General features: G+C 58.6%; 10 protein-coding genes. 6 read left to right on the top strand and 4 right to left on the bottom strand.

Features of this window, described 5'->3' with window-relative positions; all coding sequences use genetic code 11:
* Positions 1-284: 284 nt before the first annotated feature.
* The 4 genes from HB376_RS14135 (at position 285) to HB376_RS14120 (ending at position 3,905) form a co-directional block, all read left to right on the top strand.
* Positions 285-557, top strand: a complete 273-nt coding sequence (locus HB376_RS14135) for a hemagglutinin repeat-containing protein (protein ID WP_213764283.1) — start codon at positions 285-287, stop codon at positions 555-557.
* 430 nt (positions 558-987) lie between these two features.
* On the top strand, positions 988-1,158 hold the full coding sequence (locus tag HB376_RS14130; protein ID WP_346730496.1) for a hypothetical protein: 171 nt from the start codon (positions 988-990) through the stop codon (positions 1,156-1,158).
* Between the two features lie 23 nt (positions 1,159-1,181).
* Complete coding sequence (locus HB376_RS14125; protein ID WP_213764282.1) at positions 1,182-2,951, top strand: ShlB/FhaC/HecB family hemolysin secretion/activation protein; 1,770 nt, start codon at positions 1,182-1,184, stop codon at positions 2,949-2,951.
* 6 nt (positions 2,952-2,957) lie between these two features.
* Positions 2,958-3,905, top strand: coding sequence for a hypothetical protein (locus HB376_RS14120; protein WP_213764281.1), 948 nt, complete (start codon positions 2,958-2,960; stop codon positions 3,903-3,905).
* A gap of 335 nt (positions 3,906-4,240) precedes the next feature.
* Here HB376_RS14120 and HB376_RS14115 read toward each other — a convergent pair whose 3' ends face one another.
* Positions 4,241-4,564, bottom strand: coding sequence for a hypothetical protein (locus HB376_RS14115; RefSeq protein ID WP_213764280.1), 324 nt, complete (start codon positions 4,562-4,564; stop codon positions 4,241-4,243).
* Positions 4,565-5,124: 560 nt separating this feature from the next.
* On the opposite strand from HB376_RS14115, the gene HB376_RS14110 reads away from it, so the two are divergent.
* The gene (locus HB376_RS14110) at positions 5,125-5,379 is read left to right on the top strand and encodes a hypothetical protein (RefSeq protein WP_213764279.1); all 255 of its coding nucleotides are present in this window, start codon (positions 5,125-5,127) and stop codon (positions 5,377-5,379) included.
* 317 nt (positions 5,380-5,696) lie between these two features.
* Here the strand turns inward: HB376_RS14110 and HB376_RS14105 are convergent, their stop codons facing one another.
* Positions 5,697-6,617 carry a LysR family transcriptional regulator gene (locus HB376_RS14105; protein WP_213764278.1) on the bottom strand — a complete coding sequence of 307 codons (921 nt, stop codon included), beginning with the start codon at positions 6,615-6,617 and terminating at the stop codon, positions 5,697-5,699.
* A 94-nt stretch (positions 6,618-6,711) separates the two neighbouring features.
* Here HB376_RS14105 and HB376_RS14100 point away from each other — a divergent pair, with 94 nt between their 5' ends.
* Positions 6,712-7,590 carry an alpha/beta hydrolase gene (locus HB376_RS14100; RefSeq protein WP_213764277.1) on the top strand — a complete coding sequence of 293 codons (879 nt, stop codon included), beginning with the start codon at positions 6,712-6,714 and terminating at the stop codon, positions 7,588-7,590.
* A gap of 245 nt (positions 7,591-7,835) precedes the next feature.
* Here the strand turns inward: HB376_RS14100 and HB376_RS14095 are convergent, their stop codons facing one another.
* Positions 7,836-8,714, bottom strand: a complete 879-nt coding sequence (locus tag HB376_RS14095; RefSeq protein ID WP_255631335.1) for a VacJ family lipoprotein — start codon at positions 8,712-8,714, stop codon at positions 7,836-7,838.
* 67 nt (positions 8,715-8,781) lie between these two features.
* Positions 8,782-11,394: an MMPL family transporter gene (locus HB376_RS14090; protein WP_213764276.1), complete on the bottom strand. Its 2,613-nt coding sequence runs from the start codon at positions 11,392-11,394 to the stop codon at positions 8,782-8,784.
* Positions 11,395-11,458: the final 64 nt, after the last annotated feature.

Raw genomic sequence — 11,458 nt, 5'->3', positions numbered from 1 at the left:
TCTTCGACGTGAACGCAAACGCGGCTATCGGGTTTGAATCCAGCTTGCTCAAGCCCGCGGCCCATGAGCCGAATACGCGGGATAGGCCGTTGCTTGGGCGGTGTCCGATGCAGCGGGTAGTCGGTCTAACGAGCGGCGCTCTCGCAGGCCATAAAGCGTTCGGTAACGGTCGAGCTTGATTTAAGATTGGCGTGAGCCATGGTCAACTCCTGTAGTGATCCAGCGACACATCGCATTCGTCATCGAAGAGCTTGTTATCGCGGTCAACAACGGATACGCAGAGAATGTTTACCGGTGACAACGCGACGGGCTCGCTCGTGTCGGGCGACTCGGTGGCGATTGGCGCAGGTCACGATATCAACGTTCGTGGAAGCGCGGTGGTTGGTACTGACGTCGTGGCGCTGCAAGCAGGTCACGATGTGAACATCACCACGTCGCAAAGCACGGACACGCAAGGCAGTGCTGCGTTGCTGAAAATCAAGTCATTCGACAACGGCTACAAGAAAGCCCGAGAGAGCTACAAAGTGAAAGACGACGATCAAGACAAGCAGCAGTAACAATCAATCCGACCTTAGCCCAGTTCGTTAATGGTGGAGTGATCAGCAGCGAGCAGAACACAGTTCTGGTTGCGAAGAACGACATCCCGATAGAGCATCGTATGACCTCAGCCGGCCGGCGGAATAGTGGACCTATGCATCAGGTAGGTGCTGTAGGACCGGCCAACAAGTCGCTATCGCGCACGGCACGCTCGAAGAAAGTTCCCCGGGCGGCGTGTATCTCAGCGGGCAGCATAAACATATTGAGATGGGCGAAGTGCACCTTCTGTCAAACTCGCACATTGCGAACAAAAGACGCACCGAAAGAATTTGGACGTAAATTTTCTACTTAGCTAACGCCGCTGCCTTTTTTCCCAAAGCGCATACGAATGAATTAGGAATACATATTTTTACATTTCGCCTCCACAAAAACATCTTGATCGCAGTCACCGTGGCATTACTCTCCGCATGCGAATCAGCTCCACCAAACGCACCCCCAAAGCCATCCCCCATCGCAGAGATGTCGCCTAACTTGCCAGGCGTCGCTTGGGTCGGTGGTTATTGGCATTGGGACGGTTCGCAATGGGTATGGATCGCTGGTCACATCGCGCCAAAACTATAAACATAAAGACCCAATCAATAACAATGTCGCGACACGTATATCGCCCGATCACGATGGCTCTCCTGGCGATGCCTCTGATTGCGCTTGCCCAAACGCAACCCGATCCAAACGCAGCCGCAGCGGCACGTACTTCCGCACTTCAAGATCAACTGCAGCAAGAACGCGAGCGAGCGCAGGAGCGGGACCGCCAGTGGCAGACGCCGGACGTCCGGCTTCCTGTAAGCAGCGAGCCGATCCCCGCTGTCTTGCCATCGGAAGCGCCGTGTTTCAAACTCGACACCATAACGCTCGACGTTCCTGCGACCCTTCCTGATCGCATCCAATCCTTCAACGATCCCGCCTCGCTACACGACGCGTTTTCCTTCGCACGCCAGTGGCTAAATCGGTACGCGGGCCAGTGCGTCGGGCAACATGGCATCGAACTCCTGCGCAAGGGCGTGCTCGCGCAGATCCTTGCACGCGGTTTTGTAACGACTCGCGTGCTGCTGTCGGATCAGGACTTGTCGAAGGGCGCTTTGCGCTTCGAACTGCTGCCGGGAACCATCCACGATATCCGCTTTGCCGATCCCACAATCCGCGGTACGTGGCGTTCGGCCTTCCCAAGCCGTCCCGGTGATTTGCTGAACCTCCGTGACATCGAACAGGGGCTGGAGCAGATGAAGCGTGTCGCGAGCCAGGAAGCGGACATGAAGATCGAGCCGGCGGCCGAAGCAGGTACGAGTGACATCGTTATCGCGGTACAGCGCTCAAAACCGTGGAAGCTCGTGTTGGGAATAGATAACTCCGGAACCCGCGAGACCGGAAAGTTTCAGGGGACCGCCACGTTCGGCCTGGACAATCCGCTTGGTCTTAACGACCTTCTCAGTATCGGCGTATCGAACGACCTCTATTTCACCGACAAGAAGTACGGCACACATGGACTGAACGCGTATTACTCGGTGCCTCGGGGAAACTGGAATTTTTCGCTCTCGGGCAACAAAAGCAGCTACTTTCAGCATATAGCGGGCGCGAATCAGACGTTCATATCCCAAGGCGATACGAAGTCATTCAACTTCCGTATCGACCGGTTGTTGTATCGCGATCAAACCAGCAAGACAGGCGTCGAAATGCAACTTTCGCGTCGCTATGGACGCAGCTTCATCGAAGATACGGAGATTGACGCGCAACATCGCGACAACACGTTTTTCGAGGTTGGCCTGACGCGTCGTCAGCATGCAGGTAGCGCCACGCTCGACGCAACACTTGCTTATAAGCAAGGCGTGCCCTGGTTCGGCGCGCAAGGTGATCTCCATGATCCGTACACCGGGCAGACGCTCCCGCAGACGTATCTCTACAAAATGGCGACGCTCGATGCGTCGTTGTCCGTACCGTTCAAACTCGGCGACGTTCCGTTTCGATATGCGAGCACCTTCCGTGGGCAGTTCACGAATCAACGTTTGTTTTATATCGACGATATCTCCATCGGCAGCTTCTATAGCGTGCGCGGATTCGACGGTGAATATCTCCTGAGCGCGGAGAAGGGCTTCTACTGGCGCAACGATCTTGAATTGCCGGTGGGCAATAGCGGTCAGGTCGTGTATGTGGGCCTTGACTACGGCCATGTGTACGGGCCCAGCGTCGCCGCGCTGCTTGGCAAGCAACTCGCTGGTGCGGTGCTCGGCATTCGCGGTGGCAAGGCCGGCGTTGCCGGTGCCGTCAGCTACGACTTCTTCGTGGGCACGCCGGTATACAAGCCATCGAATTATCCGACGGCCCGCGCGACCGCTGGCATCCAGGTCATCTACCAATACTGAACAACCATGACATCACGAAAAAGTTCGTCAGGCTATTTCGCTCTGCCCCTCTCCAGGTTATTTGCCGCGATATCGCTAAGCGCACTCGGGGCATGCGGAGGCGGTGGAGACACCGGCAATAATGGCAACGTCAACAATACGGCCGAGACGGGCGCCAGCGGCGCCACAGGCGGGTCTATACCAAGTTCTGCATCGGCATTTATCTCATCGATATTTCTGCAGCCAGGCGGGACCGGTTATGTCAGCTTCGTCAGCAGCAAGAGCACGTCCTCTCAATACACGGGCGTCGCAAGCGAGCAACTGTCGATATCGACCGCAAGCAGCACTGTGTTTAACGAGCAAACCAGCGCAGTCATCGGGCAATACAGCGCGACGCTTGCACGCCAGACAATCGTCACGGCGGCCGGCGATTTCAGCACGTTGGGACTTGGCAACGACATCCAGATGTTCGACCAGGATTCGACCGGTTTCACGTTCGGTCTTGGCGGCTCCGCCGATGTCTTTCGGGCAACGCTGACGCCATCGGACGTCTCCGGCCAATCGATTTCGGCCGTGGCCAATGATACGGATGGCGGCGTCGCGCATGTGCTTGCCACAGACACGGCGGCAATGCCAGGCGGATCGATTCGCTATTCAACGCAAATCACCGCGAGCGCGCCGATGCTCGTCGTGCAAAGTGGGGCGGTCGCCAATTCACAAACTCTTGCGCAACTGCAACAGCAGTTTGGCGGAACGGTCGCTACGTTAGGAGACGTCTCTTATCTGACAGGCATGAGCGGGAACGCACCAGCATCTGGCTATGCACAACTAAACGCTGGGGTGTATGCCGCAACCTATGCCGTAGCCGGACAGAGCGTGCCGATTACGCTGCTGGCGGGTACCGATATTGCGTATAACCAGATCGCGTCGAGTTTCATTGTCCAGGAACTGAAGTCTTACGCGACCGGGCTGTGACGGGCACATGATTTTTAACCGAGTTGGCCGCTATAAAGAATGGCAATTTTGATTAAACGTGTGATTTCAGTTCTCGGAGTCGCGGCGTTACTTGCCGTCATCGGCTCCGTCGTCTATTGGGACTATTCGTACCGGATTTGCATCGAGGCTGCATCTTCCCGAACTCTCAACGCTGATAGGTCTTTTCCGCGTAGTAGCGGCGCGCGCGGAACTTAAAATCAAGAAGCCACTTGCCTGCCGCCCTCACCGTAACAAACCCAAAACCAAAAAAACTGGCGAGCCACCCACGCTCGCCAGTCTATCCATCCCTACCGGGTCCTCAAACTACACCGCTCCTATTTACTATGCCCCGCGTCCAACGGTTTATGCGGCTCCGCTCCTGACCCGGGGAAGAACGTATCCCAAACCGCTCTAACTCCTTCCGCTGCGGTCGCTTCAGCATCAATACTCTCCGCACCCTCAACCTTACCCGGATCGCCAGAAAGGCCGCGCCAGTGAGTAAATACGAGCATCGGTTTTTCGGTCCATCCGTCCGTACCATACTTCGCGAATGCTGTTTCGCCGCTCGCGAGTTGCACCTCGTACCATCCGTCGCGCACCGGTGTGTAATCGCTCAACGGAAACCATGCAGTCGGATCGAGTTTCACAAGCTCCCCCATAGATCATCAGGACATTGCTGTCGGTGTAAGGATTGCGCGCATATCACGTGCCTGATATCGAGATCAAAGCGCCCCAAAACGTCGTCACATACGCCAAGATAAAACGGCATTCCAGAATCTCCCTGCGCGAAGCGCGCTGCATGTCTTCGAAGCGACCGGGAACCGCAACACCCGCAAACGCCCGGTTCCGCGCCAAGACAAATCCAAGCTCGACGACGACGCCCAGACCCTTCGCCAGCTCCAACCGCAAGAAACAGCCGACCGCCACCATAAGCATCGACCGCACGACAACAGTGCCTCCATGCGTTGCCCCACGTATCTCATCAAATTGACATACTCTGTCTGTACAAGCGTCCTTTCACCTGCTGCATGCACCAAATAAATGAATAAAATGAAGTAGTCGCCACATAACATCGGGGTAATTCCACGTATAAACCCGTAATAGGGAAAATCCAGTTGATTCTTATTTTCTGCTTATTGATAATGCCTAAACACAATGTCGTGCCAGACCAACTGGTGCGCTGAGAGAGTAGTAAGTCGTCAACTTGGGGGATTCAGTCATGCAATACGCTGAGATCGCTTACGAGAATGTCGTCTTGATTCCGCTGGCCGCGTACGACGATGGCTTGTACGCAGCTATGCTTATCGTCAGGGAGGTTGATGGCATGCAGCGCGCGACTGGCGTGCTGGGCCATTTCCCGTGCCCTGTCGATGCCCGTAAGTTTGCCCTTGCGTATGGCATGGCGGAAATAGACGAACGTCGGCATGCGCCACAACAGCGAGTAATGCAGCAGTCTTTCGATCGGGCCGCATAAATCCGGCTGTCCAAACCGAAGGTCAACGCCAAGCCGCTTTGAAACAAACCGTGCAGGTATCGATAAAACACGCCCGTCGAAAAGCGGGCGCGTTAAATATCGGCATTGCTCATTTGCGATACAAACCATCACGTTAAATCAATTAATTAAACGCTGCCTTTTTCTGCCCAATTTGCCCGGTCGACAGTCGCGTCGAATAAAACAATCCCCGGCGATGAAAGATTGGTGAACGTCACTCATGAAAACGATTACGCATCGGGCGGTGGCAAGTGGCTCGTAGTCTCGCGTCGTTGTCCCAAGACACGCGCAAGTTCGACTTATCGATATTGAGCAGCGCTTGTCTGGCCCACCGTCGCGCGTAACTCTTCCCCCAGGAACTCCACAAACGTCCGCAACTTCGCGGACAACTGATGCCGCTCTAAATAAATTGCGTGGATATCCGCATTCGGCAGCGCCCAGTCGTTTAGCAGAACGACAAGTTTCCCGTCACGCACCAGCGCCTCCGTCTCCCATTGCGAGCGCACGGCAATGCCGCGTCCGTCCAGCGCCCATTGCAGCACCGCGGTGCCGTCATTGCTGCTGAGCGGGCCATCGACCTTGACGGTCTCCACCTTTTTGCCGCGCGTGAAATGCCACGTCCCATAAGCGGATTCGTTCTCGCGCAGCACGAGGCACGCGTGCCTCGTCAGGTCGTGGGGCGTCGCGGGCAGCCCGTATTTCGCCACATATCCCGGCGATGCACACACAATCCGCCGGTTCCTGAGCAGCAAACGCGCGTTGATGCGGGCGTCCGGGACATCGCCGAAACGGATGCCCAGGTCGAACCCTTCCTCCTGCAAATTCACCGGCCGGTCCGACAAATGAAGCTGAATCTTGATCGCCGGATAGCGCTCGATGAATTTCGACACCGCCGGCGAAATCCGGCTGCGCCCAAATCCAAACGATGCATTCACGCGCAGCAAACCCGTCGGCTCCGCCTGGCTTTTCGTGACGAGCTGTTCCAGTTCGGCGAGTTCATCGAGGATGCGCGAGCCGTTCGCCAGATACAACTCGCCTTCGGGCGTGAGGCTGACGCGCCGCGTGGTGCGGTTTAAAAGCCGCACGCCGAGCCGTCGCTCGAGTTGCGCGAGACGCTTGCTGATGGAAGGCGGCGTCACGCCGAGATCACGCGCAGCCGCCGCCAGATTGCGATGCCGTGCGACGAGCATGAACAGGTTGAGGTCCGAAAAACCGTCCATCGATTAGTTCCTGGAAGTTAAGTCTGGATTGCCCGAATAGATACTATATCGGCCAATGCATCAATTAAACTTCATAAAACTGCGGGAGACAGCGATGTTCGATGACTTCAAGGACGTATCGGCAACGATCGATGGCGTCAGGATCAAGGCGATACAAGGCGGCAATGGGCAGGCGCTGCTGCTGTTGCATGGCCATCCCCAAACCCACGCTATCTGGCACAAGGTCGTGCCCGAGCTGACGAAACACTTCACCGTCGTGGCGACGGATCTGCGCGGTTATGGCGATAGCGGCAAACCAGAAGGCCTCCCCGATCACAGCAATTATTCGAAGCGCCGTATGGCGCAGGATCAGGTCGACCTGATGCGCTCGCTGGGTTACGAGTCGTTCGCGATGCTCGCTCATGATCGCGGCGGCCGGGTGGCGGTGCGGATGGCGCTGGATCATCCAGCGGTCGTCAAGAAACTGATCACGCTCGACGTAGCGCCGACGCTCGCGATGTACGAGAAAACCTCGTTCGAATTCGCTCGCGCTTATTGGCACTGGTTTTTCCTGGTGCGTCCCGCGCCGTTCCCCGAGACACTGATCCGCGCGGACGCCGACCTGTATCTGAAGCAGACTATCGGCGCGCGCAGTGCGGGGTTGAAGCCGTTCACGCCCGAGGCGTACGCGGAATATCTGCGTTGCCTGCAACAGCCGGGAACCCCTCATGGCATCTGCGAGGACTATCGCGCGAGCGTTACCATCGATCTGGAACATGATCGCGAGTCGCTGGCGAAGGGCCATAAGATAACCTGCGATTTTCTCGCGCTATGGGGCGCGGAAGGCGTGATCGAAAAGTGCTTCGATCCTATCGCCGAGTGGCGTCATTTCTCCGATAACGTCAGCGGCCACTCGCTGCCATGCGGTCACTACATTCCGGAGGAAGCGCCCGAGTTGCTGCTCGAGTGTGCGCTGCCGTTCCTTCGGAGTTGAGCATCACATCGGGCACTTGTTTGTCAGCGGCCCGCATTTGCGGATCTCTTTCACGCCGATGGCAATCAGCAAGTGCTGGTGAATGACAAGCAAGGAGACTCCGCGAACGGTACTTCGCGACCAATACGCGCCGCCGCCTTGCCCAATAGAAACATTTCTCCAATCAGGCGATGGCGGCAACGCCAGGCGCAACGCTCGATTTAAGGAATTTGCGATACGGCGAGCACGCCGTATCGCAAACCGGGTTACTTGCCGGCCGGTGCCGGGGCTGCCGGATCGGAGTAGTTCGGCAAGCCCTGTGAGCTGCTGCTCCCACCCATGCCCGGCTTCGCCGGCGCAACCGTCGCGCTTGCGGCACCCGCCGGCGCTGCGGTGGCGCCACTTTCATCGCCGTAATCCGGCAGTGCCGCGTTCGCCGCGCCCGTCAGCAGATATTGGCGGCGCTGCGTATAGGCATCGCGGACGAATGCATATTTATCCAGCGCGGCTTGCGACAGGATATCGGTTGCACCCAGCAGGTCCGCCCGCGCGCTCACAAACTGCGCGACGAACAACGACACACTCGCTTCCGTACTCAAATAAGTCCCCGGATTGAGCGGATAGCTCGCGATCCAGTTCGTTGAATCGCGTACCGAACTCGGCCCGAGCAGCGGCAAGACCAGATACGGTCCCGACGGCACGCCGTAATGGCCCAGTGTCAGCCCGAAGTCCTGGTTGTGCTTTGGCAGCCCGGCAGGCGTCGCCCAGTCGATCAGGCCGCCAATCCCGAACGTGGAGTTGATCACCAGGCGCATCAGGTCTTCGGTCGCGTCGGTGATCTTCAACTGCAGCAGGTTGTTCGCGAAGTTGCCAATGTCGCCAATATTCGAAAAGAAGCTGCTGACCGCCGTGCGGATCGGGGCCGGCGTGACCTTCACATAGCCGGTCGCAATCGGGCGGGCGACGTATTTGTCGGCGGCGTCGTTGAACTTGAAAATCTCGCGGTTCATCGGCTCCAGCGGATCGCCCGGCTTGGCAGTGGGGCCGGTGGCGCAACCGGACAGGGCGAAAGCAGCGGCGAGCAACACGCCGCCGGAGCGCGCTCGCAAAGTGCGGGCGGCATCGGGCGTTTTTGCCATCCTCATGGGTCGGTTTCCTTAGGGTCGTGCGTGAGTAGTTAGTGCGTTATGGGACGGTTCAAAGAGGGACGGTCTAAACGGCGTCGGCCGCTTTTGGCTGCACCCGGGGTTTTCCCATTAGAACCGGCTGAAATACCACGGCGCCGATTAACGTCGTAAAAAGCGCCAGGACCAGGAGCCTGCCCATGCTCGATGTGCCTGGATGATGCGAAAACCACAAGCTGCCGAACGCCGTCGCCGTGGTCGCGGCGCTGAACAACACGGCGTGCGTGAGGCTGGAGTGCAGCAGGCCGGTTTGTCCGGAGCGCCACGCCATCACGAAATAGATCTTGAACGCCACGCCAATGCCCAGCATCAACGGCAACGCAATGATGTTCGCGAAGTTCAACGGCATGTCGAACACCACGCATAACTCCAGCGTGACGACGGCGGAAACGAGCAACGGTATCAAAGTTCTCAAAACATCGCCGATACGGCGCAAAGTCAGCCACAGCAGGATCGTGATGGCGATCAGCGACAACGCCGCCGCCTGCTCGAACGCCTTGATGATCGTATTGGCCGAATGCAGCACCGAGATCGGGCCGCCGATCGCGTTCGGCTCGACTTTCTGCACGGCATTCGCGAAGCGGGCGAGCGATTTGTCGTCGTCGCGGCTCTTGCCGTCCAGCGCTTTGGGCGACGCTTCCACGAGGGCGTGGCCGTCGGCGGCGAGCCAGCCTTCGGTCATCGACTTAGGCAGCGACGCCAGCGTGATCGGCGACGGTTGCAGCAGCGCACGCATCTGGCCCAGCGCAATGCGCAGCGGGTCGGACATGGCGTGCTCGGCGCGCTCGCGGGTGGCGGCATCGGCTGCGGCGAGCTTTTTCAGCGCTGCCGCGAGGTGACGCGCTTCGTTTTCGCCGGGGCCGGGATGTTCATCGGCGGCGAGGGCAAGCGAGTTTGATAGCCGCTTGAGCGTAGCGACGCGCACGGCATCGTTCGCAGGCGTGGCAACCCGCTGGTCCAGCGAAGGCAAAAGCTGCGTGGCCGCAGCGGCAATCAAATCGAGCTTTTGCGGCTGATCAGCGGGAATGAGCGTCGACAAGGTCGTCGCGCGCTCCACTTCCGGCAGCTTCTCGAGCTTCGCCGCGATCTTGTCCGCTTCCTCAAGCGAGGGCGCGAGCACCTTCACGTCGTTCACGGCCGCTTCGGGCGCGTCTTTCAGCGAGAGCAGCGTCGCCATGGACTCCGTTTTCGGGTCCTTCAGGTTCAGCGGATTGAAGTCGAAACGCAGATGCAGCAGCAACGGTAGCGCGCAGATCACGACTGCCAGCGTACCGATCAGCACCGGCGTGCGATTGCGCGCGAGAAAATCGTCCACCGGCGCGAGCTTCGGAAAGCCCGGCGAGCCTGCTTCGCCAACCGGCGCGAACACCTTGATCAGCGCCGGAAACAAGGTCATGTTGGTGAAATACGCGACCAGCATGCCGACGCCCGCAATCTGCCCGAGTTCGGACACGCCCCGATACGCGGTTGGCAAAAACGAGAAGAAACTCGCGGCTGTCGCGGCGGCGGCGAGCGTCAGCGGCACGCCAACGTGGCGCGCGGTATTCACCAGCGCAACGTCCAGCCGGTCGTCCTTGAAGCGTTCCTCGCGATACCGCACGCCGAACTGAATGCCGAAATCCACCCCGAGCCCGACGAACAGCACCATGAAGGCGATCGAAATCAGGTTCAGCGCGTGAACCATGAGCAGGCCGAGCGCGGCCGTGATCGTCAGTCCGACGAACAGCGTGACGAACACCGAGATGATCATCTTTCCCGAGCGCAGCGCGAGCCAGAGGATCACCAGCACGACGATGAACGTCAGGATGCCATTGAGCACGGCGCCGTCTTTCAGCGACGCGAATTCTTCATCGGAGAGTGGCTGTTCGCCGGTCAGCCGCACGACCGCCCCATATTTCTCCGATAACTTCAGCTCATTTGCTGTCGCGCGAATCGCATTCGATCCGCTCGCGCCGGGTTCCAGCGCGTTGTAGTCCACCACCGGCTGTACGGTGACGAATGCACGCGCGGGTTGCGTGGCCGAGGTATCGACCAGATTGCGCCAAGAGAACACGGCGGGTTGATCGGCGAGGACTTTATCGAGCACGTCTGCGCTCTGGCCCAGCAGCTTCGACATTTGCCCGAGCGTCACTTGACCAAGTTGCAACGGCAGGTTGAGGCTGGTGTTGAGCGTGCCGGCAAGGCCGGTGAGCGTGGGGTCGTGGGCCAGCGCGTTGATCAGCGGCCGCGCTTTCACGAGTTGCTGGGTGGTGTCGGCGACTTTATCGGTGGAGAGGTAGAGCAGGCCGTTGTGCTCGAAGAAGTCGCCGCCCGAGGGTTGCGACACCGCCGTGAAGTGAACCGTGTTCTTGGCCAGCGCGGCGGCCAGCTCATTGGCGGCGGCGTCGGCGAATTCAGGCGCTTGGGCTTCGATCACCACGAGCACCGTCGATCCCCGTTGCGGAAAGGCTTCGTCAATCGCGTGGCTGCGCGCGGCCCAGTCGGGCTCTGTCTCGATCAACTGGCTGATGTCGGTGCTGATCTTGAAGTGATGTACCACGTAATAGCCGCTCAGCACGGCGATCAGCAGCGACAAAACGATGATCCAGCCGGGTCGGCGAATCGATAATGTGACGAGACGGGCAATGAGAGGCGTGAGCATGAAGACGGATGCCTCGGAGGGCTTGTTCTGATGTTTGGCTGTCTGGACAGGGGGCCGTGAGGCG

Source organism: Caballeronia sp. dw_19 (assembly GCF_018449515.1).
GTDB lineage: Bacteria > Pseudomonadota > Gammaproteobacteria > Burkholderiales > Burkholderiaceae > Caballeronia.
This window is presented reverse-complemented; position numbering and strand designations above follow the sequence as displayed.

Coding starts and splice junctions, on each gene's coding strand:
- HB376_RS14135 (WP_213764283.1), top strand. CDS start 285: ATGTTTACCGGTGACAACGCGACGGGCTCGCTCGTGTCGGGCGACTCG.
- HB376_RS14125 (WP_213764282.1), top strand. CDS start 1,182: ATGTCGCGACACGTATATCGCCCGATCACGATGGCTCTCCTGGCGATG.
- HB376_RS14120 (WP_213764281.1), top strand. CDS start 2,958: ATGACATCACGAAAAAGTTCGTCAGGCTATTTCGCTCTGCCCCTCTCC.
- HB376_RS14115 (WP_213764280.1), bottom strand. CDS start 4,564: ATGGGGGAGCTTGTGAAACTCGATCCGACTGCATGGTTTCCGTTGAGC.
- HB376_RS14110 (WP_213764279.1), top strand. CDS start 5,125: ATGCAATACGCTGAGATCGCTTACGAGAATGTCGTCTTGATTCCGCTG.
- HB376_RS14105 (WP_213764278.1), bottom strand. CDS start 6,617: ATGGACGGTTTTTCGGACCTCAACCTGTTCATGCTCGTCGCACGGCAT.
- HB376_RS14100 (WP_213764277.1), top strand. CDS start 6,712: ATGTTCGATGACTTCAAGGACGTATCGGCAACGATCGATGGCGTCAGG.
- HB376_RS14095 (WP_255631335.1), bottom strand. CDS start 8,714: ATGAGGATGGCAAAAACGCCCGATGCCGCCCGCACTTTGCGAGCGCGC.
- HB376_RS14090 (WP_213764276.1), bottom strand. CDS start 11,394: ATGCTCACGCCTCTCATTGCCCGTCTCGTCACATTATCGATTCGCCGA.